The sequence below is a fragment of the Pseudomonas sp. No.21 genome (assembly GCF_054558415.1).
In genome coordinates this window covers 12,926-36,924 of record NZ_BAAJNO010000012.1, presented here as the reverse complement: position 1 = coordinate 36,924, position 23,999 = coordinate 12,926, and the positions used below count along the sequence as shown (strand labels likewise).

General features: G+C 69.7%; 24 protein-coding genes. 16 read left to right on the top strand and 8 right to left on the bottom strand.

Annotated elements, in window-relative coordinates; genetic code table 11:
* Positions 1 to 4 precede the first annotated feature (4 nt).
* A complete protein-coding gene (locus tag ACYJSS_RS23550; RefSeq protein ID WP_111259294.1) occupies positions 5 to 208 on the bottom strand; it encodes a twin transmembrane helix small protein in 204 nt (67 codons plus the stop codon).
* 71 nt (positions 209 to 279) lie between these two features.
* On the opposite strand from ACYJSS_RS23550, the gene ACYJSS_RS23545 reads away from it, so the two are divergent.
* The 14 genes from ACYJSS_RS23545 (at position 280) to ACYJSS_RS23480 (ending at position 15,274) form a co-directional block, all read left to right on the top strand.
* Complete coding sequence (locus ACYJSS_RS23545) at positions 280 to 1,008, top strand: SURF1 family protein (protein WP_236205072.1); 729 nt, start codon at positions 280 to 282, stop codon at positions 1,006 to 1,008.
* The gene (locus ACYJSS_RS23540; RefSeq protein ID WP_111259296.1) at positions 983 to 1,570 is read left to right on the top strand and encodes a hypothetical protein; all 588 of its coding nucleotides are present in this window, start codon (positions 983 to 985) and stop codon (positions 1,568 to 1,570) included. The genes ACYJSS_RS23545 and ACYJSS_RS23540 overlap by 26 nt, the downstream gene beginning before the upstream one ends.
* Positions 1,571 to 1,668: 98 nt before the next feature.
* The gene (locus ACYJSS_RS23535) at positions 1,669 to 2,712 is read left to right on the top strand and encodes a COX15/CtaA family protein (RefSeq protein WP_236205071.1); all 1,044 of its coding nucleotides are present in this window, start codon (positions 1,669 to 1,671) and stop codon (positions 2,710 to 2,712) included.
* A 23-nt stretch (positions 2,713 to 2,735) separates the two neighbouring features.
* Positions 2,736 to 3,641 (top strand): heme o synthase, encoded by a 906-nt coding sequence (cyoE, locus tag ACYJSS_RS23530; protein WP_111259298.1) that lies wholly within the window; start codon positions 2,736 to 2,738, stop codon positions 3,639 to 3,641.
* 88 nt (positions 3,642 to 3,729) lie between these two features.
* Positions 3,730 to 4,365, top strand: coding sequence for an SCO family protein (locus ACYJSS_RS23525; RefSeq protein ID WP_236205070.1), 636 nt, complete (start codon positions 3,730 to 3,732; stop codon positions 4,363 to 4,365).
* An 80-nt stretch (positions 4,366 to 4,445) separates the two neighbouring features.
* Positions 4,446 to 4,961, top strand: a complete 516-nt coding sequence (locus ACYJSS_RS23520) for an RNA polymerase sigma factor (RefSeq protein WP_021219872.1) — start codon at positions 4,446 to 4,448, stop codon at positions 4,959 to 4,961.
* Positions 4,962 to 5,029: 68 nt separating this feature from the next.
* Complete coding sequence (locus ACYJSS_RS23515) at positions 5,030 to 6,028, top strand: FecR family protein (RefSeq protein WP_236205069.1); 999 nt, start codon at positions 5,030 to 5,032, stop codon at positions 6,026 to 6,028.
* A 142-nt stretch (positions 6,029 to 6,170) separates the two neighbouring features.
* Positions 6,171 to 8,840 (top strand): TonB-dependent receptor, encoded by a 2,670-nt coding sequence (locus ACYJSS_RS23510; protein WP_275672223.1) that lies wholly within the window; start codon positions 6,171 to 6,173, stop codon positions 8,838 to 8,840.
* 86 nt (positions 8,841 to 8,926) lie between these two features.
* Positions 8,927 to 9,526: a heme acquisition protein HasA gene (locus ACYJSS_RS23505; RefSeq protein WP_111259303.1), complete on the top strand. Its 600-nt coding sequence runs from the start codon at positions 8,927 to 8,929 to the stop codon at positions 9,524 to 9,526.
* A 159-nt stretch (positions 9,527 to 9,685) separates the two neighbouring features.
* Positions 9,686 to 11,461, top strand: coding sequence for a type I secretion system permease/ATPase (locus ACYJSS_RS23500; protein ID WP_373875106.1), 1,776 nt, complete (start codon positions 9,686 to 9,688; stop codon positions 11,459 to 11,461).
* A gap of 3 nt (positions 11,462 to 11,464) precedes the next feature.
* Positions 11,465 to 12,805, top strand: coding sequence for an HlyD family type I secretion periplasmic adaptor subunit (locus tag ACYJSS_RS23495; RefSeq protein ID WP_236205067.1), 1,341 nt, complete (start codon positions 11,465 to 11,467; stop codon positions 12,803 to 12,805).
* A 5-nt stretch (positions 12,806 to 12,810) separates the two neighbouring features.
* On the top strand, positions 12,811 to 14,139 hold the full coding sequence (locus tag ACYJSS_RS23490; protein ID WP_236205066.1) for a TolC family outer membrane protein: 1,329 nt from the start codon (positions 12,811 to 12,813) through the stop codon (positions 14,137 to 14,139).
* Positions 14,140 to 14,292: 153 nt separating this feature from the next.
* Positions 14,293 to 14,886: a biliverdin-producing heme oxygenase gene (locus tag ACYJSS_RS23485; RefSeq protein ID WP_236205065.1), complete on the top strand. Its 594-nt coding sequence runs from the start codon at positions 14,293 to 14,295 to the stop codon at positions 14,884 to 14,886.
* A complete protein-coding gene (locus ACYJSS_RS23480) occupies positions 14,879 to 15,274 on the top strand; it encodes a YbaN family protein (RefSeq protein WP_111259308.1) in 396 nt (131 codons plus the stop codon). The genes ACYJSS_RS23485 and ACYJSS_RS23480 overlap by 8 nt, the downstream gene beginning before the upstream one ends.
* Positions 15,275 to 15,433: 159 nt before the next feature.
* Here ACYJSS_RS23480 and ACYJSS_RS23475 read toward each other — a convergent pair whose 3' ends face one another.
* From ACYJSS_RS23475 to ACYJSS_RS23460, 4 genes are all read right to left on the bottom strand, one after another.
* Positions 15,434 to 16,204 (bottom strand): MetQ/NlpA family ABC transporter substrate-binding protein, encoded by a 771-nt coding sequence (locus tag ACYJSS_RS23475; protein ID WP_021219863.1) that lies wholly within the window; start codon positions 16,202 to 16,204, stop codon positions 15,434 to 15,436.
* 55 nt (positions 16,205 to 16,259) lie between these two features.
* Positions 16,260 to 16,925 (bottom strand): methionine ABC transporter permease, encoded by a 666-nt coding sequence (locus ACYJSS_RS23470; protein WP_111259309.1) that lies wholly within the window; start codon positions 16,923 to 16,925, stop codon positions 16,260 to 16,262.
* Positions 16,925 to 17,932, bottom strand: coding sequence for a methionine ABC transporter ATP-binding protein (locus tag ACYJSS_RS23465; RefSeq protein ID WP_236205064.1), 1,008 nt, complete (start codon positions 17,930 to 17,932; stop codon positions 16,925 to 16,927). Before ACYJSS_RS23465 ends, ACYJSS_RS23470 begins: the two co-directional genes overlap by 1 nt.
* 243 nt (positions 17,933 to 18,175) lie before the next feature.
* The gene (locus ACYJSS_RS23460) at positions 18,176 to 18,931 is read right to left on the bottom strand and encodes a hypothetical protein (protein WP_275672222.1); all 756 of its coding nucleotides are present in this window, start codon (positions 18,929 to 18,931) and stop codon (positions 18,176 to 18,178) included.
* A 279-nt stretch (positions 18,932 to 19,210) separates the two neighbouring features.
* On the opposite strand from ACYJSS_RS23460, the gene ACYJSS_RS23455 reads away from it, so the two are divergent.
* On the top strand, positions 19,211 to 20,857 hold the full coding sequence (locus ACYJSS_RS23455) for a GMC family oxidoreductase (RefSeq protein WP_236205062.1): 1,647 nt from the start codon (positions 19,211 to 19,213) through the stop codon (positions 20,855 to 20,857).
* Here ACYJSS_RS23455 and znuB read toward each other — a convergent pair.
* From znuB to ACYJSS_RS23440, 3 genes are read right to left on the bottom strand one after another with little or no spacing between them, the layout of a single operon-like run.
* Positions 20,854 to 21,639 (bottom strand): zinc ABC transporter permease subunit ZnuB, encoded by a 786-nt coding sequence (gene znuB, locus ACYJSS_RS23450; RefSeq protein WP_111259313.1) that lies wholly within the window; start codon positions 21,637 to 21,639, stop codon positions 20,854 to 20,856. The genes ACYJSS_RS23455 and znuB overlap by 4 nt on opposite strands.
* Complete coding sequence (znuC, locus tag ACYJSS_RS23445; protein WP_111259314.1) at positions 21,632 to 22,435, bottom strand: zinc ABC transporter ATP-binding protein ZnuC; 804 nt, start codon at positions 22,433 to 22,435, stop codon at positions 21,632 to 21,634. Before znuC ends, znuB begins: the two co-directional genes overlap by 8 nt.
* Complete coding sequence (locus ACYJSS_RS23440) at positions 22,432 to 22,932, bottom strand: Fur family transcriptional regulator (protein WP_111259315.1); 501 nt, start codon at positions 22,930 to 22,932, stop codon at positions 22,432 to 22,434. Before ACYJSS_RS23440 ends, znuC begins: the two co-directional genes overlap by 4 nt.
* Before the next feature lie 63 nt (positions 22,933 to 22,995).
* On the opposite strand from ACYJSS_RS23440, the gene ACYJSS_RS23435 reads away from it, so the two are divergent.
* A complete protein-coding gene (locus tag ACYJSS_RS23435; RefSeq protein WP_236205061.1) occupies positions 22,996 to 23,916 on the top strand; it encodes a zinc ABC transporter substrate-binding protein in 921 nt (306 codons plus the stop codon).
* Positions 23,917 to 23,999 lie beyond the last annotated feature (83 nt).

The following is a 23,999-nucleotide window of genomic DNA, read 5'->3' as shown; positions in this document are numbered from 1 at the left end:
CTGGTTACCAGGTCGTATGCGACACCAGCTGTCCGCTGTAGAAGCCCCAGGCCACCAGGCCGATGGTGAGGGCGGCAAGGATGACGCGGACGGTGAGGGCGTTGACCACGCGTGAGCCGCGGCCCTCGTCCTTGACCAGGAAGAACAGGCCGCTGAACAGGCTGACCACGGTGGCCAGCAGCAAGAGAACGATGAGCGCCTTGAGCATGGGGCGACTCCGGGGGCGAGGGGGATGTCGTGCAGTATAGCCAGAGCTTTCCAGGCTCCAGGCCGCGCCGGGTGAGGTCTTTCCGGCCTGGCCTCGTGCCCACCCTCGTGGTGCTGGCGCTGCTGCCCGTGCTCGTCGGGCTGGGCATCTGGCAGCTGTCCCGCGCCGAAGAGAAGCGCCAGCTGCTGGCCGGCTACGAGGCGCGCCGCAACGCCGAGCCCATCGCCATCACCGACCTGGAGCGCCTGCCCGACCCGGCCTATGTGCGGGTGCGCCTGCAAGGCAGTTTCGATGACCAGCACAGCCTGCTGCTGGACAGCCGCATCCGTGCCGGCAAGCCCGGCGTCGAGCTGCTGCAACCCTTCTACGACCAGGCCAGCGGGCTCTGGCTGCTGGTCAACCGGGGCTGGCTGCCCTGGCTGGATCGGCGTACCCCGCCGCAATTCGATACCCCGCACCAGGCCCTGGCCCTCGACGCCTGGGTCTACGTGCCGCCCGGCGCCAGCTTCGAGCTCAAGCACGTCGAAGGCACCGAATGGCCGCAACTGATCAACCAGGTCGAGCCGCGCACCCTGTGGCAGAAGCTCGGCCGTGGCGGCCTGCCCTTCGAGCTGCGCATCGAGCCCGGCCTCGCCGCCTACGAGGCCGACTGGCCGGTGGTGGCCATGGGGCCGGAGAAGCACCTCGGCTACGCCGTGCAGTGGTTCGCCATGGCGGCGGCCCTCTGCGCGCTCTTCATCTATTTCGGTTTTCGCCAAGCACGGGAGACAACGGATGAACCCAGCCCTCGCTCTGCCTGATACGCCGCCGCGCCGCTCGCGCGGGCGCCTGCAGCTGCTGCTGATCCTCGCGGTGGTGATCGGGCCCATGGTGCTGGCCTCGGCCATGTACCACCTGCGCTTCTGGGTGCCGGACGGGCGCAGCTACCACGGCGCGCTGATCGGTAACGGCCAGACCCGCGCCGACCTCGGCGTGCAGGGCGCAGGCGACGAGGCGCTGTGGCAGCTGCTGGTCACCGCACCGCAAGGCTGCGAGGCCGACTGCCAGCAACTGGTCTACGTCGCCCGGCAGATCCACATCGGCCTCGGCCGTGAGGCCGGGCGCGCCAGCCACGCCTTCGCCGTCGGCCAGCCATTGTCGGCGGACTACCAGCAGACCCTGGAGCGCGAGTACCCGCGCCTGCAGCGCTACGGCCTGGACCCGGCCCTGTACGGCAAGGCGGTGGAGAGCGACGTCACCGGCCCGCAGCTGTGGATCGTCGACCCCCACGGCAACCTGGTGCTGCGCTACGACGCGAAGATCAAGGGCAAGCAGATCCTCAACGACCTGCGGCACCTCATGAAGCTCTCGAATATAGGTTGAGGGCAGCGGCAAGCTGCAAGTTACAAGCTGCAAGAGGCCTGCTCTTCCCTTGTCGCTTGAGGCTTGAAGCTTGCAGCTGAGAAAACGGAGTTCTCCACATGCAAATATCTTCCCGTCCCGGTTTCTACCTCGCGGTGCTGGCCACCGCGCTGGCGGTGGTGGTGGTGCTGCTGGGCGCCTACACCCGGCTGACCCATGCCGGCCTCGGTTGCCCCGACTGGCCGGGCTGCTATGGCTTCATCGGCGTGCCCAAGACCGAAGCCCAGCTGGCCCACGCCGAGGTGCATTTCCCCGAGGCGCCGGTGGAGGCCGACAAGGGCTGGAACGAGATGATCCACCGCTACTTCGCCGGCACCCTGGGCCTGGCCATCCTCGGCCTCGCGGTGCATGCCCTGGTACGGCGCGGGCGTGACGGCCAGCCGCGCAAGTTGCCGCTGCTGCTGCTGGGCGTGGTCATCGCCCAGGCCGCGTTCGGCATGTGGACGGTGACCCTCAAGCTCTGGCCCCAGGTGGTCACCGCGCACCTGCTCGGCGGCTTCACCACCCTGGCGCTGCTGTTCCTGCTCAGCCTGCGCCTGTCCGGCGCCTTCGCCCCGCTGCAACTGCCTGCGCGCCTGCGGCGCCTGGCGGCCCTCGGCCTGCTGCTGGTGATCGGGCAGATCGCCCTCGGCGGCTGGGTCAGCTCCAACTACGCGGCGGTGGCCTGCGTCGACCTGCCCACCTGCCACGGCCAGTGGTGGCCGGCGATGGACTTCGCCAACGGCTTCCACCTCAGCCAGCACATCGGCCCCAACTACCTGGGCGGGCAGCTGGACAGCGACGCCCGCACCGCCATCCACATGACCCACCGCCTCGGCGCCCTGGTGGTGACCCTGACCCTGCTGGTGCTCGCCTGGCGCCTGCGCGCCGCCGGTCTCGGCCGCCTCGCCGCGCTCGTGCTCGGTGCCCTGGCGCTGCAGGTCGGCCTGGGTATCAGCAACGTGATCTTCCACCTGCCGCTGCCCGTGGCGGTGGCCCACAACGGCGGCGGCGCGTTGCTGCTGCTGACGCTGGTGCTGGTGAACTACCGCGTGCGCGCGCCGGCCCTCGCCGCCGAACGCTCGACAACGGCTGTCCGGCTGCACGCCGGCAAGCCTGCCTGAACACAAGAAGAAGGAGAGACGCCATGGCCATTCCGCTCAGCGAACGCCAGGCCCGGGTCCACGCCAGCTGGCGCGACTACCTGGAGCTGACCAAGCCCAAGGTGCTGGTGCTGATGCTCATCACGTCCCTGGTGGGCATGTTCCTCGCCACCCGCGCGGGCGTGCCCTGGGAGGTGCTGATCTTCGGCAACCTCGGCATCGCCCTGTGCGCCGGGTCGGCGGCGGCGGTGAACCACGTGGTGGACCGGCGCATCGACTCGATCATGGCGCGCACCCTCAAGCGCCCGGTGGTCAACGGCCGCGTCTCGCCCGTCGCTGCGCTGGTGTTCGCCCTGCTCCTGGCGGTGGCCGGGCAGGTGCTGCTGCTGCACTTCACCAACGAGCTCACCGCCTGGCTGACCCTCGCCTCGCTGCTGGGTTACGCGGTGATCTACACCGGCTTCCTCAAGCGCGCCACGCCGCAGAACATCGTCATCGGCGGCCTCGCCGGCGCCGCCCCGCCGCTGCTCGGCTGGGTCGCGGTCACCGGGCACCTGTCCGCCGAGCCGCTGCTGCTGGTGCTGATCATCTTCGCCTGGACCCCGCCGCACTTCTGGGCCCTGGCCATCCACCGCAAGGAGGAGTACGCCAAGGCCGACATCCCCATGCTGCCGGTGACCCATGGCGAGCACTACACCAAGGTGCACATCCTGCTCTACACCCTGGTGATGTTCGCCGTGAGCCTGCTGCCCTACGCCATCCACATGAGCGGCCTGCTCTACCTGGTCTGTGCCGTCGCCCTGGGCGGGCGCTTCCTGCAGTGGGCCTGGGTGCTCTACCGCGACAGCCGACCGCACGCCGCGATCAAGACCTTCAAGTACTCTATCGCCTACCTGTTCCTGCTGTTCATCGCCCTGCTGGTGGACCACTACCTGCTGCTGAACATCTGACTCCAAAGGCTGTTACACCGCGGACCGTGCCATCGGCGCGCTTCGCGGTTAGTCTTGCCGCCACCGAATTCCCGAGTGAAGACCGCCCATGACCCGTGTGCAGAAAACCGTATTCGTCCTCATCGCCCTGGTGGCGCTGGTGCTCGGCCTGACCGTGCACAAGGTGCTCAACAACCAGCGCCAGGCCGACCCCACCCAACTGCTCGATGCCGGCATCGTGCTACTGCCGCAGAGCCGCACCCTGCCGTCCATCAGCCTCACCGACCAGGACGGCAAGCCGGTGGCGGTCAACGAGCTCAAGGACAAATGGAGCCTGCTGTTCTTCGGCTACACCTTCTGCCCGGACATCTGCCCCACCACCCTGGCGCAGATGCGCGAGCTCAAGGGCCTGCTGCCGGAGGCGGCGCGCAACAACCTGCGCGTGGTGCTGGTCAGCGTCGACCCCAACCGCGACACCCCGCAGCAGCTCAAGCAGTACCTGGGCTACTTCGACCCGGCCTTCCTCGGCTACACCGGCGAGCTGGCCTCGATCCAGAAGCTCGCCAATGCCGTGAGCATCCCCTTCATCCCGGCCGATACCAGCAAGGAAAACTACACCGTCGATCACAGCGGCAACCTCGTGGTGATCGGCCCGGACGGCACCCAGCGCGGCTTCATCCGCGCGCCGCTGAACAACCAGAAGCTCAAGGACCAGTTGCCCACCCTGCTGGTGCCGGCCAGCTGAGAAGCCTCTTTCTCAATTGCAACTAATTCTCAATAAAAATAAAATGGCGCTCCCTCACCTCCGCCAGTCAGGGAGCGCGCTTGTCGGAGCCCGATCTCAAGAGCCTTTTCATCAAGCATGCGAAGGCCCTGCAAAGCCTGTTGACGCGCAAGGTGCGCGACCCGCAGCTGGCCGCCGACCTGGTCCAGGAGAGCTTCCTGCGCCTGGCCGAGCAGCGTGGCAAGGAACGCATCGACAACAGCCCCGCGTACCTCTACCGCACCGCCCACAACCTGATGATCGATCACGCCCGGCAGCAGTCGCGGCGCAAGACCGAGTCGGTGCCCCACGAGGCGCTGGAGGAAATAGTCGAAGAACGCCCCGGCCTCGACGAAGAAGCCGCCGAGGCCCAGCACATGCACCGGCTGCGCGAGGCGGTGGCGGAACTGCCGCCGCGCACCCGTGAAATCTTCCGCCTCAACCGCCTCGAAGGCCTGACCCACGCCGAGGTCGCCCGGCAGCTGGATATCTCCGACAGCTCGGTGCAGAAGCACCTGTCCAAGGCCCTGGCGCATGTCATGCAGCGCCTGCAAACCGGCGCTTCGAGCGAAAGATGACAAATGGTTTACCGAGTATCGGCCCCTCGGACGTCAGCATTCCTATAACGAGAACTCGAGAGACCGCCGTGATCAGCCACGACCTGCGCGAGCAGGACATCCGCCAGCAAGCCGCCGATTGGGCCATCCGCCTCGGCGCCGGGGCCCTGGACGCCGAACAGGCGCAGGCCCTGGCCCGCTGGCAGGCCGAGGACCCGCGCCATGGGCCGGCGCTGCAGTTCGCCCAGCGCACCTGGGCGGACCTCGCGCGCCTGGGCGAGATGCCCGCGCCCGCGTATGCGCCCGTGCTGCCACGGGCGCGGCCACAGCAGCCGGCCCGCCGGCGTCCGCGCCTGCGCTGGGCGGCCAGTGCTGCCGCCGTGTTGCTGCTGGCCGGGCTCGGCGTCGAGCAGGGCCAGCAGATGCTGCTGCCCCTGCTGGCCGACCATGCCACCGCCAAGGGCGAGGTGCGCCAGGTGCAGCTGCCGGACGGCAGCCGCGTGGAGCTCGACACCCGCAGCGCCATCGACCTGGAATTCAGCGACACCGAGCGCCGGGTGCGCCTGCTCGGCGGTGATGCCTACTTCACCGTGGCGCCGCTGGGGCCCAACGAGACGCGACCCTTCGTGGTCGAGAGCGCCGGGGGCACCACCCGCGCGCTGGGCACCCAGTTCCTGGTCAGCCAGGACGATGCGCACGGCGCCTGGGTCGGCGTCACCGAACACAGCGTCGCGCTGGCGCTGGAACGGGCGCCCGAGCGGGGGGCGCGCGAGCAGATCCTGCAGGAGGGCCAGAGCGCCCGCTACGACGCCCATGGCGGCATCGAGACCCTCGCCCCGCGTGACTTGCAGCGCGCCACCAGCTGGCGGCGCGGGGTGCTGGTGTTCGAGCGCGTGCCGCTGGGGCAGGTCGCCGAGCAGCTCAACCGCTACCGCCCCGGCCGCGTGCTGATCAGCGACTCCGCCCTGGCCGGTCGCGAGGTCAGCGGCGTGTTCCGCCTCGACATCCTCGACGAGGCCCTGGACACCCTCACCCACGAGCTCGGGGTCAACCGCCTCGACCTGCCCGGCGTCACCTTCCTCTACTGAGCCGGCAGCCCGCCCGATGCGGGCTCCGGCATTCCCCCTGCAAGAATCCCGAAAAAAACTTACTGAGTTTTCCCGGCTGGCTCGTCTTGGTGTTGAGAGTGATTTTCATTCACCAACAACAGCGAAGCCGTAAGGAAGACCGATGAACGTATGCAAGGGGCCGGGCCAGCGATGCCGTCGTGCGCTGCTCGCCTTGGGGGGAAGCTGGGTGCTGGCCTGCGCGGGGGCGCTGCAGGCCGTCGAGTCCGATCCGCTGGCGAGGCAGGCACAGCAGGTCCTGATCGCCTTCGACATTCCGGTGCAGCCGCTGGACAGCGCGGTGCTGGCCTTCGCCGAGCAGTCCGGCGTGCAGGTGATCTTCGACGCCGCCCTGCTCGAGGGGCTGCAGGGCAATGCGGTGCGCGGTCGCCTCGATGTGCAGGCGGGCCTGCGGGCCCTGCTGCATGGCCACCCGGTGAGCTTCAGCTTCGCCTCGCCGCGCCAGGTGAGCCTGAGCCGTACCTACGCCGGGGCCGATGGCCGCGCCCTGCAACTGGGCGCCACCCATGTCCAGGGGCAGGCGATCGCCGATGACTGGGTCTACGAGGCACCCCGCTCCGTCGCCGTGATCGGCCGCGAGCAGATCGATCGCAACCCGCCGCGCCACGCCGCCGACATGCTGGAGGCCACCTCGGGCGTGTACACCGCCGTCAGTCAGCAGGACCCGGGGCTTTCGGTGAACATCCGCGGCCTGCAGGACTATGGCCGGGTCAACATGAACATCGACGGCATGCGCCAGAACTTCCAGCAGAGTGGCCACCAGCAGCGCAACGGCACGATGTACATCGACCCGGAGCTGCTCTCGGCCGTGACCCTCGAGAAGGGCGCCACCTCCGGGATGGGCGGCGCCGGGGTGATCGGTGGCGTGGCCGAGTTCAGCACCCTCGATGCCCGCGAATTCATCCGCCCGGGCAAGGAGTTCGGCGGCCGCCTGCGCGCCACCACCGGCCTCGGTGGCCACGCCAACGGCACCGATTTCATCGGCAGCAGCGCCTTCGCCCTGGGCAACGAGATCGGCGACATCCTCGTCGCGGCGAGCGAGCGCCACCTGGGTGACTACGATCCCGGGACCCACGGCGGCATCGGCGAACTGCGCACCGGTGCCGGGAGCGACCCGGGCGTCGCCGACCGCATCAAACACTCGCCCGTCGCCTATTCCGGCTCCACCATGCGCTCGCGCCTGGCCAAGCTGGGGTGGAACCTGCCCGCCGACCAGCGCCTCCAGTTCGCCTACCTGCGCACCCAGGTGGCCTATGACGACGCCAACATGATGAACGTCGAGAACGCCGAGCTCTGGGAAAAGCTCGGCAGCAGCAACGTGGTGTCGCAGAACTTCGCCCTGGACTACAGCTACAGCCCGGACGACCCGCTGGTCGACCTCAAGGCCAAGCTCTACCACGTCGACAATCGCAACGAGCAGAGCACCCTGACCCGCGGCGCCGCCGCCGGCTACGACGTCACCTACCAGACCGACACCTATGGCCTGCAGCTGCAGAACACCTCGACCCTCGCGCTGCTCGACCGTGCCGGCCTGAAGGCCAACTACGGCCTCGAGTACTTCCTCGACAAGGTCCGCCCCGACTCCACCCAGGCCACGGCCGCCAGCTCGGCGGTGGACTATCCGGTATCCGAAGGCATGACGCCCCGGGGCGAGCGCGCCATGGGCAGCCTGTTCGGCAACCTCGAATTCGACTACGACGACTGGCTGACGCTGAGCGCGGGCCTGCGTTACGACCGCTACCGCCTCAAGGGCGAGACCGGCATGAACATCAGCACCTTCACCCTCGGCACCACCCAGCAGGCCACCGTGCCGCTGCGCTATGACGTGGACCGGGAAGAGGGCCGGTTTTCCCCGACCTTCGGCCTCTCGGTCAGGCCCGGCGTGGACTGGCTGCAGCTGTTCGCCAGCTATGGGGAGGGCTGGCGCCCGCCGGCGGTGACCGAGACGCTGATCTCCGGCCGCCCCCACGGCGGCAGCGCGGAGACCCTGTACCCCAACCCGCTCCTCAAGCCGGAGCGCTCGCAGTCCTGGGAGGCGGGGTTCAACGTCTTCAGGCGGAACCTCATCACCGAGGGCGATGCCCTGGGCCTGAAGGTCGCCTATTTCGACACGCGCATCGAAGACTTCACCTTCATGTCGGTCGGCCTGCAGCGCCCCGGCTATGGCCTGCCCGCGCTGGGCATCGCCGCCTATGTGAACGACCTCACCAGCACGCGCTTCCGGGGTGTCGAATACGCCCTCGACTACGACACGGGCGGCTACTACGGCAACCTCACCTACACCCACATGATCGGCGCGAACCAGTACTGCCGGAACCAGGCCTGGCTGGGTGGCGTCACCTCGCCGGTATATGGCACCGGGCGTCGCCCCCCGGTCATCGGCATGGTGCCGAACCAGGCCGCGAACGCCATGGTCGGCTGTGGCGGGATGATGGGCACCGCCGAGCACATGCCCATGGACCGCGGCAGCCTGACCCTCGGCACCCGCCTGTTCGACCGTCGCCTGGATGTCGGCGCCCGCGCCCGCTACAGCGAAGGCTATGCACTGGACAGCGGGGACCCGGATGCCCGCGACCAGATCTACCCCGCCGACTGGAAGTCCTACACCGTCTACGACCTCTACGGCAGCTACCAGGCCAGCGACTCCCTGACCCTGCGCCTGGCCCTCGACAACGTCACCGACCGCGCCTACCTGGTGCCGCTGGGCGACGTGCTGGCCTTCACCCTCGGCCGTGGCCGCACCTTGCAGGGGACCGTGGAATACAGCTTCTGAGCCGCATTTGCCCATGAAGGGCAAAACCGCCGCGCGGCTGCCTGCCGTGCGGCGCCAACCTGTGAAACCTCAATCGGAGAACGAGCATGAGCCTTTCCATCACCTACTCCACCACCTACTCCAGCTGGACCATCAGCGACTACCTGGCCGACTGGGCGGGCTACTTCGGTGACGCCAACCATCGCGTCGGTGAAGTCGAGGACGGCGTGAACACCGGTGGTTTCTACCCGGGCACCCTGAGCGGCACCCAGTACGCGCTGACCAGCCCGAACAGCGATGCCGGCTTCGTTGCCGAAGGCAACCTGACCTACTCGCTGTTCTCCGCACCGGCCCACACCCTGTATGGCTCGCTGGACACCGTCTCGCTGGGCGCCGACGTCACCCGGGATGCATCCGGCTTCGACTTCAGCGGTGGCGCGGAAGCCAGCTTCAGCGGCCTGGGCCTGTCCAGCCTGCTCAGCGAAGGCCATGCCGGCATCGTCCACCAGGTCGTCTACGGCCTGATGAGCGGCGACGCCACCGCCTTGCAGGGCGTGCTCGACGGCCTGCTGGACGACTACGGCGTGGACACCGGCGACACCTTCGACGTGGTGGCCGCCGCCCTGGCCGCCGGCCCGCTGAGCCTGGCTCCGGCCGAGGCGGTGGGCGTGCAGGCGCCGGTCGAGGACCTGGCCCTGGCCGCCTGAGCCCAGGCGTAAAAAAAGCGAATGGAAGATCACTCCTCCATTCGCTCCGTTGTTGCCACCGCAGCCCGTGTCTTGCAGGGCCCAGGCTGCGGTGGCGCGAATTCTGTGGCCGCGCCCGGCGGGCGTCAATCGCCGGGCGCGGCCCTTCTGGGGTCTTCGATGAAGCGCATGCCTTTTCCCAAGCCGGACGACCTGCTGCAGGCCCTCGGGGGTTGCAGGGCCGCCCTGCTCAACATCGGCCTGTTCACCGCCGTGACCAACCTGCTGATGCTCGCCCCGGCGATCTACATGCTGCAGGTCTACGACCGGGTGCTGTCATCCGGCAACGAGATGACCCTGCTGATGCTCAGCATCATGGTGCTCGGCCTGTTCGCCTTCATGGGCGTGCTGGAGTGGGTGCGCAGCCTGGTGGTGATCCGCCTCGGCAGCCGGCTGGACATGCAGCTCAATCCGCGCGTCTTCGCGGCTGCCTTCCAGGCTAGCCTGGCGGCGGATGGCGGGGGCGCGGCGTCGCAGGCTCTGGGCGATCTCAACGCCTTGCGCCAGTTCGCCACCGGGCAGGCGCTGTTCGCCTTCTTCGATGCGCCCTGGTTCCCGCTCTACCTGCTGGTGATGTTCATGTTCAGCCCCTGGCTGGGGTTGCTCGCGCTGGTCGGTGCCCTGGTGCTGATGGGGCTGGCCTGGCTCAACGAGCGCGTCACGCTGGAGCCCCTGAGCGAGGCCGGGCGGCTCTCGCAGCTGGCCGGGCAGCAGGCCGCCGCCAACCTGCGCAACGCCGAGGTGGCCGAGGCCATGGGCATGTTCGCGGCCCTGCGCCAGCAGTGGGCGGGCCTGCACCAGGGCTTCCTGGCACGGCAGAGCCAGGCCAGCGAGCGCATGGCGGCCATCACCGCGCTGTCCAAGGTCGCGCGCCTGGCCCTGCAGTCCCTGGTGCTGGGGCTGGGGGCCTGGCTGGCCATCGAGCAGCTGATCAGCCCCGGGATGATGATCGCCGGCTCCATCCTCATGGCCCGGGTGCTGGCGCCCATCGACCAGCTCATCGCCGTCTGGCGGCAATGGAGTACCGCGCGCCTGGCCTACGCCCGGCTGCACGACCTGCTCCAGGCCCAGCCGCCGCGCAGCGCCGGCATGCCATTGCCGCCGCCCGAGGGCCGCCTGGCGGTCGAGCAGCTCGGCGCGATGCAGCCCGGCACCCGCAAACCCTGCCTGGCCAACATCGGCTTCGAGCTGGCCGCGGGCGAGACCCTGGGCATCCTCGGTGCCTCCGGGTCGGGCAAGTCCACCCTCGCCCGCCTGCTGGTGGGGGCGGCCCAGCCCGCCTCCGGCAAGGTGCGCCTGGACGGTGCCGACCTGCAGCACTGGGACAGGGCCGCCCTCGGCCCGCATATCGGCTACCTGCCCCAGGACGTGCAGCTGTTCGCCGGCAGCATCGCCGAGAACATCGCGCGCCTGGGCGCCGTCGACCCGGCCCGGGTGGTCGAGGCTGCCCGGCTCGCGGGTGTGCACGAGCTGATCCTCAAGCTGCCGCAGGGCTACGACACCCGCCTCGGCGAAGGCGGCGCGGGGCTCTCCGGCGGCCAGCGCCAGCGTATCGGCCTCGCCCGCGCGCTCTACGGCCTGCCGGCGCTGATCGTGCTGGACGAGCCCAACGCCAACCTGGACGAGGCGGGCGAACAGGCGCTGCTGGCCGCCATCACCCGGCTGCGCGAGTGCAAGCGCACCCTGGTCCTCATCACCCACAAGCCGGCCCTGATCGCCGGTGCCGACCAGTTGCTAGTGCTGCGGGGCGGGCAGATGCAGGCCTTCGGGCCCGGCGCCCGGGTGCTGCAGGACCTGCAGCGCGGCGCCAGGCCCGCGCCGACCGCCCCTCAACCGGCCCCCGCCCTGCGGGTCGCGCCCACCATCAGCATGAGCTACGGCTCCCCGGGTAACTGACCGATGACCGCCTTGCACAGCCCGCCCCTCCCGCCGCGCCCCGCCCTGCATGAGGCACCGCCGGTGGATGATCGCCACCCCGCGCGGCTCGGCCTCTGGCTGGTGCTGGCCGGCTTCGGTGGCCTGCTCCTGTGGGCCGCCCTGGCCCCGCTCGACAAGGGCGTACCGGTGGCGGGCACCGTGGTCGTCTCCGGTCATCGCCAGGCCGTGCAGCACCCGCTGGGCGGCGTGGTCGAACGCCTGCTGGTGCGCGACGGCGACAGCGTGCAGGTCGGGCAGGTGCTGCTGCGGATGGACACCACCCGGGCGCGCGCCCAGCGCGATGCCCTGCGGGCGCAGTACCTCAACGCCCGCGCCAGCGAGGCACGCCTGCGCGCCGAGCGCGAGGGCAGCACGCGCATCGCCTTCCCCGAGGCGCTGCGTGCCGATGCCGGCGAGCCCCGGGTGAACGATGCCCTGGCGTTGCAGGAGGCGCTTCGCGCCAGCCGCCGCGAGGCGCTGGAGAGCGAGCTGGACGGCCTGCGCGAGAACATCGCCGGTGCCCGGGCCATGCTCCAGGGCCTCACTGCCTCGATGGGCCACAAGCAAGAGCAGCGCGCCGCCCTGCAGGAGCAGCTGGGCGGCTTGCGCGCACTGGCCCGGGACGGCTACATCGCGCGCAACCGGTTGCTGGAAAACGAGCGGCTCTACGCCCAGGTCAACGGTGCGATCGCCGAGGACCTCGGCAACGTCGGTCGCACCCGGCAGCAGATTCTCGAGCTGAAGCTGCGCATCCAGCAGCGCCGGCAGGAGTTCCAGCGCGACGTGCACCAGCAGCTCGCCGATACCCAGGCCAGCGCCGAAGACCTGGCCAGCCGCCTGCGCAGCGCCGAGGCCGAGCTGGCGGCCACCCAGGTGCGGGCACCGGCCAGCGGCACCGTGGTCGGCCTCGCCGTGTTCACCGAGGGTGGCGTGGTCGCGGCCGGCCAGCAGCTGATGGAGATCGTCCCGGCCGACGCGCCCCTGCTGGTGGACGCGCGGGCCCCGGTGGAGCTGGTGGACCGGCTGCGCCCCGGGCTGCCGGTGGAGCTGCGCTTCGTCGCCTTCAACCAGAGCCGCACGCCCCGGGTGACCGGCGAAGTGGCGCTGGTCTCGGCCGACAGGCTGCTGGACGAGGCCACGCAGCAGCCCTATTACCAGGTGCGGGTGAAGGTCGCCGACGAAGGCATGCGCCAGCTCGCCGGCGAGGCCATCCGCCCCGGCATGCCGGTGGAGGCCTTCGTGCGCACTGGCGAGCGTTCGCTGCTCAACTACCTGTTCAAGCCGCTGACCGACCGCGCCCACGTGGCGCTGGCGGAGGAGTGAGCCCGATGCGCCTGCTGTTCGCCCTCTTGCTGTCGTTGCCCGTCCTCCCCGCCAGCGCCCTGGAGCTGCGCGACGCCTATGCCCTGGCGCTGCGCAACGACCCGACCTTCCACGCCGCCCTCGCCGAGCGCGACGCCGGCCAGGAGGCGCGCGTCATCGGCCGCGCCGCGCTGCTGCCCAAGCTGTCCTACAGCTACAACAACGGTCGCAACGACTCGAAGGTGACCCAGTCCACCGTGATCGGCGACATCACCAGCGAGCGCGACTACCGCAGCTACTCCTCCACCTTCACCCTGCAGCAGCCGCTGTTCGACTACGCCGCCTGGGCCGAGTACCGCCAGGGCGAGGCCAAGGCGCTGCTGGCCGACGAGCGCCTGCGCAGCCGCAGCCAGGAGCTGGCGGTGCGCCTGTTCAACGCCTACTGCGAGGCGCTGTTCGCCCACGAGCAGATCGCCCTCGCCCAGGCCCAGCGCCGCGCCTATGCCGAGCAGCTGCGGCTCAACCAGCGCCTGTTCGAGGCCGGCGAAGGCACCCGCACCGACCTGCTGGAGACCCGCGCCCGCCATGACCTGGCCCAGGCCCAGGAGATCGAGGCCGTGGACAACCTCGATGCGGCCCTGCGCGAGCTGCAGGCCATCGTCGGCGAGCCGCTGGACATCCAGGACCTGACGCCCCTGGCCGAGGGCTTCCGCGTGCAGCCGTTGCAGCCGGCGCGCTTCGAGACCTGGCGTGACCTGGCCCTGGCCAGCAACCCCGAGCTGGCCTCCCAGCGCCACGCCCTGGACGCCGCCCGCTACGCGGTGGAGCGCAACCGTGCCGGGCACCTGCCGAGCCTCAGCGCCTACGCCAGCACCGGCAAGACCCGATCAGGGTCAGAGAGCACCTACAACCAGAGGTACGACACCGACAGCATCGGCATCCAGATCAGCCTGCCGCTGTTCGCCGGCGGCGCGGTCTCCGCCTCCACCCGCCAGGCCGCCGCCGAACTGGAGCGCGCCAGCCACGCCCTGGATGCAGAGACCGCCGCGACCCTCAACCAGCTGCGCAAGCAGTTCAACCTCTGCGTCAGCAGCGGTGCCAAGGTGCGGGCCTACGAGCTGGCGGTGGCATCCGCCAGCACCCTGATCGAGGCCACCCGACGCAGCGTGGCCGGTGGCGAGCGGGTCAACCTCGATGTGCTCAACGCCGAGCAGCAGCTCTACGGCGCCCGCCGCGACCTGGCCCAGGCGCGCTACGGCTACCTGCGCGCCTGGCTGCAGCTGAAGTACCACGCCGGGTTGCTGGAGGCCGGCGACCTGGACGTGCTGGCCGGGTACTTCCGGGCCCGTAGCTGACCCGGGCATCGATCCGTCCCGGCAGGTCGCCCGGGCTGCAGCCCGGGGAAAACCGTTCGGAACATTTTTTACTGAGTTTCATTCGCTGAAACGTCATCCAGTGCAAAGCCCGGCCGATCGACCGGGCAGGCCAACCCGAATCGAGACATCGTCATGACCGCTTCCCAGCCGCAACTCTCCCATCCCCTGCGTTCCCAGCGCCTCAACCAGCTCACCCACGAGCCCCACAGCCGCCTGGACGCCCTGGTGAAGAGCCACGACCCCTTCGGCAGCCGCGAGAACTTCGCCCGCTTCGTCGCCGCCCAGTACCTGTTCCAGTACGACCTGGCGGCGCTCTATGCCGACGCCGGGCTGGGCCTGATCTTCGACAACCTCGCCAGCCGCGCCCGCCACGAGCAGGCGCGCCTCGACCTGGCCGACCTGGGCCAGGCCGTGCCCGAGGGCGACGAGAGCGTGCGTGGCGCCAAGCACCCGCTGGGTGCTGCACTGGGCTGGCTGTTCGTGTCCGAGGGCTCCAAGCTCGGCGCCGCCTTCCTCTACAAGCGCGCCGAGGCGCTGCAGCTGTCCGACAGCTTCGGCGCCCGCCACCTGGGTGATCCGGAAGGCGGGCGCGCCCAGGGCTGGAAGAGCTTCGTCGCCACCCTCGACGACATCGAGCTGGACGCCGAACAGGAACGCCAGGCGGAGGCCGCCGCCATCGCCGCCTTCAACCGCTTCGCCGATCACCTGGAACGCTGCTTTGCCTGAGGCCGGCGCGCGCGGGCCACTGCGCGGGTTGTGGCAGGCCCTCGCCTACCTGTTCATCGGCCTGGCGCTGCTGGGCGTGGTGCTGCCGGGGCTGCCCACCACCGAGTTCGTGCTGCTGGCGGCCTGGGCGGCGGCCAAGGGTTCGCCGCGCCTCAGCGCCTGGCTGGAGAACCACCGCCTGCTCGGCCCCTCGCTGCGCAACTGGCGCAACGGCGGGGTCATCACCCGCCGCACCAAGGTCGTCGCCAGTACCAGCATGTGCCTGGGCCTGACGCTGCTGGCCTGCACCGTGCCGCACCTGCCGTCGGTGATCATGGCCGGTGTCGGCATGGCCATCGGTGCCGCGTGGATCTGGTCGCGCCCGGAGAGGCTGCCCGACGCAGGCTGAAGGCCCGCACCCTGGCGCCGTTTCGTAGGTCGGGTGAAACCCGACGACCGAGCACGGTGCACACGCGGGTTTCACCCGCCCTACGGTGTTGATCGACGCCGTTCAGCGCCCACAAAAAAGCCCGCTCGATGAGCGGGCTTCTTGATGACCGGGAAGCGATCAGAACGCCGGGACCACGGCGCCCTTGTACTTCTCGAGGATGAACTGCTTCACCTCGGGGCTGTGCAGGGCCTTGGCCAGTTTCTGCATGTCGGCGCTGTCCTTGTTGTCCGGGCGGGACACCAGGATGTTCACGTAGGGCGAGTCGCTGCCTTCGATGGCCAGGGCGTCCTTGGTGGGGTTCAGCTTGGCTTCCAGGGCGTAGTTGGTGTTGATCAGGGCGAGGTCGACCTGGGTCAGCACGCGCGGCAGGGTGGCCGCTTCCAGTTCACGCACCTTGATGCCCTTGGGGTTCTCGGCGATGTCCTTGGGGGTGGCGGTGATGCTGGTGTTGTCCTTCAGCTTGATCACGCCGACCTTGTCCAGCAGCAGCAGCGCACGGCCGCCGTTGGTGGCGTCGTTGGGGATGACCACCGCAGCGCCCTGGGGCAGCTCGTCGAGCTTCTTGATCTTGGTGGAGTAGGCACCGAAGGGCTCGATGTGCACGCCGGCGACGCTCACCAACTGGGTGCCCTTGGCCTTGTTGAACTCATCCAGGTACGGCTGGTGCTGGAAGAAGTTGGCGTCCAGGCGCTTCTCGGCCACCTGCACGTTGGGCTGCACGTAGTCGGTGAAGACCTTGATCTTCAGGTCCACGCCTTCCTTGGCCAGCTGCGGCTTGATGAATTCGAGGATCTCCGCGTGGGGCACCGGGGTGGCGGCCACGGTCAGGGTGTCGGCCTGGGCGGAGAGGGCGGCGAAGGCGGCAGCGGCCACCAGCAGTTTTTTCATGGAACGCTCCTTATGGGAATGCGAGGGCCGGGTCGGGTGGACGCCGGCCATCCTTTCACTTGCGCGAGAAATGCACCACCAGCTTGTCGCCGATGGTTTGCAGGATCTGGACGAGCACCAGCAGCAGCACCACGGTGACCACCATGACGTCGGTCTGGAAGCGCTGGTAGCCGAAGCGGATGGCCAGGTCGCCCAGGCCGCCCGCACCCACCACGCCGGCCATCGCGGTGTAGGACACCAGGGTGATGGCGGTGACGGTGATGGCGGCGATGATGCCCGGGCGCGCTTCCGGCAGCAGGGCGTTGACCACGATCTGCCGGGTGGTGGCGCCCATGGACTGGGTGGCTTCGATGATGCCGCGGTCCACCTCGCGCAGGGCGGTTTCCACCAGGCGCGCGAAGAACGGCGTGGCGCCCACCACCAGCGGCGGAATGGCGCCGGCGACACCCAGGGAGGTGCCGGTGATGAACACCGTGAAGGGGATCATCACGATCAGCAGGATGATGAAGGGCAGCGAACGCAGCACGTTCACCACCAGCGACAGCAGGCTGTAGACGGCGCGGTTCTCGAACAGCTGGCGCGGGCTGGTGAGGAACAGCAGCACGCCCAGGGGCAGGCCCAGCAGCACGGTGAACAGCAGCGAGCCACCGAGCATCAGCAGGGTGTCCAGGCTGGCCAGCCAGATTTCGAACCAGTCGATGTTGGCGATGAGCTCTTGCATCAGCGCAGGACCTCCAGGTGCACGTCCGCTTCGCGGAAGCAGGTCAGCGCGGCCTCGATGTCGCCGCCGGTGAGGGCCAGGGTGAGCTGGCCGTAGGGGGTGTCCTTGATGCGGTCGATACGCCCCGCGAGGATGCTGTAGTCGACGCCGGTGCGGCGCGCGACGGTGCCCAGCAGCGGCGCGTAGGTGGCCTCGCCGCGGAAGGTCAGGCGCAGGATGCGGCCCTGGACGTGGGCGAAGTCGTCACGCTGCTCGCCCTCGTCCACCTGCTCGTCTTCCTGGACGAAGCGCTGGGTGGTGGGGTGCTGCGGGTGGAGGAAGACATCCGCCACCGGGCCCTGCTCGACGATGACGCCGGCATCCATCACCGCGACGCGGTCGCAGACGCGACGGATCACGTCCATCTCGTGGGTGATGAGGACGATGGTCAGGTTCAGCTCGCGGTTGATCTCCGCCAGCAGCTGCAGGACCTGGCCGGTGGTCTGCGGGTCGAGGGCGCTGGTGGCCTCGTCGCAGAGCAGGATCTTCGGCTGGGTGGCCAGGGCGCGGGCGATGCCGACGCGCTGCTTCTGGCCGCCGGAAAGCTGGGCGGGGTACTTCTTCGCATGGTCGCTGAGGCCGACACGGGCCAGCAGCTCGGCGACGCGGGCGTCGATCTCGGTGCGGGACAGCTCGCCGGCCAGCTTCAGCGGCAGGGCGACGTTGTCGGCGACGGTCTTGGAGGACAGCAGGTTGAAGTGCTGGAAGATCATGCCGACGCGCTGGCGGAAGCGGCGCAGGCCTTCGGCATCGAGGGCGGTGACGTCTTCGCCGGCGATGACGATGCGTCCGCCGCTGGGTTCTTCCAGGCGGTTGATCAGGCGCAGCAGGGTGCTCTTGCCGGCGCCGGAGTGGCCGATCAGGCCGAACACCTCGCCCTGCTCGACGCGCAGGTCGGTGGGCTGCAAGGCCGGAATCTCGCGGCCTTCGACGCGGTACGCCTTATGGACGTCATGGAATTCGATCACGGGGGAAACCTTGTGGGTTCTCGGGGGCCGGGTGGGCCTAAAAAGCCGGCTAGTTTACCTGTTCACGCATAGGCGCCGGAAATCTTTGTCGGCCTATGGCTATAGCCAGTTGGAATAAGAATGGAGGTGCGCGCGTCCCGCCAACGTCACGCCAAGGCGGGGGTGAACACGGGGTTCACCCGCCCTACGGATCAGCGTTGCGTGACGCAGGTCGGGTGGAACCCGGCGCGCGCTGGCCGGGCTTCAGCTCTTCGGGCTGAGCACCAGGTTCGGCACCTTGGCGGGGTCGATGCTGTGGTCCACGCGCAGCTTGTAGCTGGGGTCGAGCTTCTTCACCCGGGCGGAAAGCAGGGCCACGACCCAGGGGTACTGCCTGGCTTCGCGCACCTGCAGGCGCACGCCGCAGTCGAAGGCGACCACGTCGGCGGCCACGGCGTCGAGCAGGCTGCGCAGGCGCTCGTTGTCGTCGTTGTCGAGCATCGGCAGCGCTACCTGGTTGGCCACGCGGCGCACCGGCTTGGCGGGTTCGGCCGGCTTGGCGGCGGGCTGGATGGCGACCAGCCTGGCGGCCTCGGCAGCCTGGCGCTCGAGGGCGAGGCGCTGCTGGCGGGCCTGCTCGGTGCGGGCGGCGACTTCCTTGGCGGCGGCCTGCTCGCTGGCGGTGCGGGCCTGCTGGGCGCGGTCCAGCTCGCTGGCGCGGGCCTGGGCGATGGCGCCGTCGAGGCCGGTGGTCAGCGCCGGTGCCTGGGGCATCAGGCTGCGGGCGTGGCTGAGGGCGGTGGTGGCGGTGTCCAGGTCGCCCTGCTGCAGCGCGGCCTGGCCTTTCTTCAGCCAGGCTTCGGTGAGCTGGCGCTGGTACTGCTCCAGGCGGGTGTCGCCGGCGGCGCGCTGCTGGAGGTCCTTGAGCTGGGTCTCGGCATCGGCCAACTGGCCGTTGTTCAGGCTCAGGTCCAGTTGACGGAAACTGGTGACCAAATCGTCGGTGGGCAGGCTGGCCACCTGCGGTTTGCTCTGGCACGCGGCTAACAGCAGGGAAATCGCGATAACGGGAAGGTATCGGGTTGCGAACAGCATCATTCCTGCAAGTCTCGTGTTGCTCAAAAAACGCGCAATTCTACACTGCGCGACCGGGCAGGACAAAAGTCGGGGCCACTTTTTTGCCATCTGCGTGCTATCAGACCCGGCGGCCCGCGCGCCGTTCGCCGTTCGTCCTGTATTTCTGCGGCGGCTTCCCTACCATGGTGAACGACAACAATTACATGCTCTGGCGAGGTTCCGATGCAGCCTGACAACAGCCACTACGACTACCTGATCGTCGGCGCCGGCCCCGCCGGTTGCCTGCTGGCCAACCGGCTTTCGGCCGACGGGCGGCATCGGGTCCTGCTGCTGGAAGCCGGGGGCCGCGACAACCACCCCTGGATCCACATCCCCGTCGGCTACCTCTATTGCATCGGCAACCCGCGCACCGACTGGTGCTACCGCACCGAGGCCGAGCCGGGCCTCAACGGCCGTGCCCTGGGCTACCCGCGCGGGCGGGTGCTGGGTGGCAGTTCGTCGATCAACGGGATGATCTACATGCGCGGCCAGGCGGCGGATTACGACCATTGGGCGGCGCTGGGCAACCCGGGCTGGGGCTGGAGCGACGTGCTGCCGCTGTTCAAGCACTGCGAGGACCACCACGGCGGCGCCTCCGAGCACCACGGCGCCGGCGGCGAATGGCGGGTGGAGCGCCAGCGGCTGTCGTGGGACCTGCTGGACGCCTTCCGCGCGGCGGCGGGCGAGACCGGTATCGCCGCGGTGGAGGACTTCAACACCGGCGACAACGAAGGCTGCGGCTACTTCCAGGTCAACCAGCGCTCCGGGGTGCGCTGGAATGCCTCCAAGGCTTACCTGCGCCCCGCGCGCCAGCGCCCCAACCTCACCGTGCTCACCGGCGTCGAGGCCGAGCGGGTGCTGCTGGAGGACGGCCGCGCCCGGGGCGTGCTGGCTCGCTGGCAGGGCCAGGCCCGGGAGTTCCGCGCCCGCGAGGTGATCCTCAGCGCCGGGGCCATCGGCTCGCCCACCCTGTTGCAGCGCTCGGGGATCGGCCCGCGCCCGTTGCTGGAAGGGCTGGGCATCGCCGTGCGCCACGAGCTGCCCGGCGTCGGTGGCAACCTGCAGGACCACCTGCAACTGCGGCTGATCTTCAAGGTCAGCGGCGTGCCGACGCTCAACCAGCTGGTCGGCAGCCTCTGGGGCAAGGCCGGCATGGGCCTGCGCTACCTGCTGAGCCGCAGCGGCCCGCTGGCCATGGCGCCGAGCCAGCTGGGCGCCTTCGCCCGCAGCGGCCCGGAGCAGGACCGCGCCAACCTCGAATACCACGTGCAGCCGCTGTCGCTGGAGCGCTTCGGTGAGCCGCTGCACGCCTTCCCGGCCTTCACCGCCTCGGTGTGCAACCTGCGCCCGGCCAGCCGGGGGCGGGTGGATATCCGCGCCGCCGAGGCCAGTGCGGCGCCGCTGATCCAGCCCAACTACCTGAGCGAGGACGAGGACCTGCGCGTGGCCGCCGACGCCATCCGCCTGACCCGGCGCATCGCCGGCGCACCGGCGCTGGCGCGCTACCAGCCGGAGGAGTACCTGCCGGGCGCGGCCCTGCAGAGCGAGGCGGAGCTGCGCCAGGCGGCGGGCGACATCGGCACCACCATCTTCCATCCGGTGGGCACCTGCCGCATGGGCCAGGGCCGCGAGGCGGTGGTGGACGCGCGCCTGCGGGTGCACGGGGTGCCGGGGCTGCGGGTGGTGGACGCGTCGATCATGCCGACCATCGTTTCCGGCAACACCTGCTCGCCGACCCTGATGATCGCCGAGAAGGCGGCGCGGATGATCCTGGAAGACGCGGCCACGGGCGCTGCGAAGGCGACCGTGGCGCAGGTGGTGAGCGGCTAGGCGCGCTTGGGCAGGGCGAAGCTGAGGAGGAACAGCGCCGCCGCCGAGACGACGATGGAGGGGCCGGCGGGGGTGTCCTTGAACCAGGACAGCGCCAGGCCGGCGCACACCGCCACCAGGCCCAGCAGGCTGGCACCGGCGGCCATCTGCTCCGGGGTGCGCGCATGGCGCTGGGCGGCAGCGGCGGGAATGATCAGCAGCGAGGTGATCAGCAGCACGCCGACGATCTTCATGGCCACGGCTATGACCACGGCGATCAGCAGCATCAGCGCCAGGCGGATGGCCGCCACGGGCAGGCCTTCCACCCGCGCCAGTTCCTCGTGCACGGTGATGGCCAGCAGCGGCCGCCACAGCGGGACGAGGATCAGCATCACCAGGGCGCTGCCGCCGAGGATCCAGGCCAGGTCGGTGGGGCTCACCGCCAGCAGGTCGCCGAACAGGTAGCCCATCAGGTCGATGCGCACTTCGCTCATGAAGCTCAGGGCCACCAGGCCGAGGGACAGGGTGCTGTGGGCGAGGATGCCCAGCAGGGTGTCCGAGGCCAGCGGCTGGCGTTGCTGCAGGGTGACCAGCAGCACGGCCAGCAGCACGCAGCCGACGGTCACCGCCAGTGTCGGGCTGACATCCAGCATCAGGCCCAGGGCGACGCCCAGCAGGGCGGCGTGGGACAGGGTGTCGCCGAAGTAGGCCATGCGCCGCCAGACCACGAAGGAGCCGAGCGGGCCCGCCACCAGGGCCAGGGCGAGGCCGGCGAGAAGCGCGTTGACGAGGAAATCAGCCATGGTTGCAGTCGGGGCCGTGCTTGTGGACGGGCGTGAAGCGGGTGCCCTCGGGGAAGGTGGGGGTGGCCACGACCTCGCCATGCAGGTCGTGGGCATGGTCGTGATGGTGGTGGTAGACGGCGAGGCTCTTGGCGTCCTGGCCGAACAGCTCGACGAAGGCCGGGTCGAAGCTGACCTGCTCGGGGTGGCCGGAGCAGCACACGTGGCGGTTCAGGCAGACCACCTGGTCGGTGGTGCTCATCACCAGGTGCAGGTCGTGGGAGACCATCAGCACGCCGCAGCCGAGGCGGTCGCGCAGGCGGGTGATGAGGCGGTAGAGCTCGGCCTGGCCGGCGACGTCGACGCCCTGCACCGGCTCGTCCAGCACCAGCAACTCGGGCTGGCGCAGCAGCGCGCGGGCCAGCAGCACCCGTTGCAGCTCGCCGCCGGAAACGCTCTGCAGCGGGCTGTCGATGACGTGGGTGGCGCCCACTTCCTTGAGCGCGGCCAGGGCGGCGTCGCGGTCCACCCCCGGCACCAGGCGCAGGAAGCGCAGCACGGAGAGCGGCAGGGTCGCGTCCACCTGGAGCTTCTGCGGCATGTAGCCGATGCGCAGGCGCGGCTTGCGCCAGACGCTGCCGCGCTCGGGCTTGAGCAGGCCGAGCACGGTGCGCACCAGGGTGGTCTTGCCGGCGCCGTTGGGGCCGATCAGGGTGACGATCTCGCCGGGCTTGAGGCTGAGGCCGACGTCCTGCAGCACCGCCTGGCCGGCGAAGCTGACGCCGACGCCGTCGAGACGGATCAGCGGATCGCTCATGCCGCCTCCCGGCAGGTGGCGCAGAGGCCGACGATCTCCACCGTCTGCCCTTCGACGGCGAAGCCCACGGCCTGGGCGCTGGCGACGATGGCGTTGCTGATGGTCGGCTGTTCCAGCTCGATGGCGGTCTGGCATTCGCGGCAGATGAGGAATTGGCCCTGGTGGGCGTCGCCCGGGTGGTTGCAGCCGACGAAGGCGTTGAGGGAAGCGATACGGTGCACCAGGCCGTTTTCCAGGAGGAAATCCAGCGCCCGATAGACGGTGGGCGGCGCGGCGCGGCGACCGTCTTCCTCGGTGAGCACCCCGAGGATGTCGTAGGCGCCCAGCGGCTTGTGGCTGGCCCAGACCAGCTCCAGCACGCGCTTGCGCAGGGTGGTCAGGCGCAGGCCGTCGCGAGCGCAGAGCACCTCGGCTTCGGCCAGGGCATCACGCACGCAATGGGAATGGTCGTGGGGCATGCAGGCCAGGGGGGCTTTGGTCTTGATGGGCTTGAGCATGGGCGGCGACGTCCGGGCAAAGAGACGTTATTCTATTACGCTTTCGAGCCGGAGTCTGTTCCCGTGTCACGTCTGTTGCCCCTTCTTTTCCTCGCCTGCCTGGCCCTTCCGGCCCAGGCCGACGTGCGCCTGCTGGCCAGCATCAAGCCGCTGCAACTGATCGCCGCCGCCGTGCAGGACGGCGTCGGCCAGCCCGAGGTGCTGCTGCCCCCGGGCGCCTCGCCGCACCAGTACGCGCTGCGCCCCTCCGACGTGCGGCGCGTGCGCGAGGTGGACCTGCTGTACTGGGTCGGCCCGGACCTGGAAGGCTTCCTCCCCCGCGTGCTGGAAGGCCGCGGCAAGCCGGCGGTGGCAGTGCAGTCCCTGCCCGGCATGACCCTGCGCCACTTCGAGGCCATCGGCCACGACGAGCATGAGCACGGGGCCGAGGATGAACACGAGCATGACCACGACCACCGCCCCGGCTCACTCGACGCCCACCTCTGGCTGCTGCCGGCCAATGCGCGGGTGATCGCCGCGCGCATGGCCGCCGACCTGGCCGTCGCCGACCCGGCCAACGCCGCCCGCTACCAGGCCAACCTCAAGGCCTTCGACGAGCGCCTGGGCCAGCTCGACCAGCGCCTCAAGGCGCGCATGGCCGCCGTGTCGGGCAAGCCGTTCTTCGTCTTCCACGAGGCCTTCGATTACTTCGAGTCCGCCTACGGCCTGCGCCACGCCGGGGTCTTCAGCGTCGCCGCTGAGGTGCAGCCCGGTGCCCGTCACGTTGCCGCCATGCGCGCGCGGCTGCAAAAAGCCGGCCCCAGCTGCGTGTTCAACGAGCCGCCGGTGCGTCCGCGCCTGGCCGAAACCCTGACCGCCGGCCTGCCGGTGCGCCTGGCCGAGCTGGACGCCCTGGGCATGCAGGCAACCCTGGATGCCGGTGGCTACGAGAAGCTGCTGGAGAACCTGGGCGACGGCCTGGCCGGTTGCCTGGAAGCGCTCTGAAGGTTCGGACGGAACGCCCGGCGAGGGGGCGTTCCAGCGACTAAGGTGTCATCGAGGATTTTGGCTCGGTGACACAAGATGTT

Bases quoted from the DNA above. Each gene is read 5' to 3' on its own strand.
- ACYJSS_RS23550 (WP_111259294.1), bottom strand. From the start codon at position 208: ATGCTCAAGGCGCTCATCGTTCTCTTGCTGCTGGCCACCGTGGTCAGC.
- ACYJSS_RS23540 (WP_111259296.1), top strand. From the start codon at position 983: ATGAACCCAGCCCTCGCTCTGCCTGATACGCCGCCGCGCCGCTCGCGC.
- ACYJSS_RS23535 (WP_236205071.1), top strand. From the start codon at position 1,669: ATGCAAATATCTTCCCGTCCCGGTTTCTACCTCGCGGTGCTGGCCACC.
- cyoE (WP_111259298.1), top strand. From the start codon at position 2,736: ATGGCCATTCCGCTCAGCGAACGCCAGGCCCGGGTCCACGCCAGCTGG.
- ACYJSS_RS23525 (WP_236205070.1), top strand. From the start codon at position 3,730: ATGACCCGTGTGCAGAAAACCGTATTCGTCCTCATCGCCCTGGTGGCG.
- ACYJSS_RS23510 (WP_275672223.1), top strand. From the start codon at position 6,171: ATGAACGTATGCAAGGGGCCGGGCCAGCGATGCCGTCGTGCGCTGCTC.
- ACYJSS_RS23505 (WP_111259303.1), top strand. From the start codon at position 8,927: ATGAGCCTTTCCATCACCTACTCCACCACCTACTCCAGCTGGACCATC.
- ACYJSS_RS23500 (WP_373875106.1), top strand. From the start codon at position 9,686: ATGAAGCGCATGCCTTTTCCCAAGCCGGACGACCTGCTGCAGGCCCTC.
- ACYJSS_RS23495 (WP_236205067.1), top strand. From the start codon at position 11,465: ATGACCGCCTTGCACAGCCCGCCCCTCCCGCCGCGCCCCGCCCTGCAT.
- ACYJSS_RS23490 (WP_236205066.1), top strand. From the start codon at position 12,811: ATGCGCCTGCTGTTCGCCCTCTTGCTGTCGTTGCCCGTCCTCCCCGCC.
- ACYJSS_RS23485 (WP_236205065.1), top strand. From the start codon at position 14,293: ATGACCGCTTCCCAGCCGCAACTCTCCCATCCCCTGCGTTCCCAGCGC.
- ACYJSS_RS23475 (WP_021219863.1), bottom strand. From the start codon at position 16,204: ATGAAAAAACTGCTGGTGGCCGCTGCCGCCTTCGCCGCCCTCTCCGCC.
- ACYJSS_RS23470 (WP_111259309.1), bottom strand. From the start codon at position 16,925: ATGCAAGAGCTCATCGCCAACATCGACTGGTTCGAAATCTGGCTGGCC.
- ACYJSS_RS23455 (WP_236205062.1), top strand. From the start codon at position 19,211: ATGCAGCCTGACAACAGCCACTACGACTACCTGATCGTCGGCGCCGGC.
- znuB (WP_111259313.1), bottom strand. From the start codon at position 21,639: ATGGCTGATTTCCTCGTCAACGCGCTTCTCGCCGGCCTCGCCCTGGCC.
- znuC (WP_111259314.1), bottom strand. From the start codon at position 22,435: ATGAGCGATCCGCTGATCCGTCTCGACGGCGTCGGCGTCAGCTTCGCC.
- ACYJSS_RS23440 (WP_111259315.1), bottom strand. From the start codon at position 22,932: ATGCTCAAGCCCATCAAGACCAAAGCCCCCCTGGCCTGCATGCCCCAC.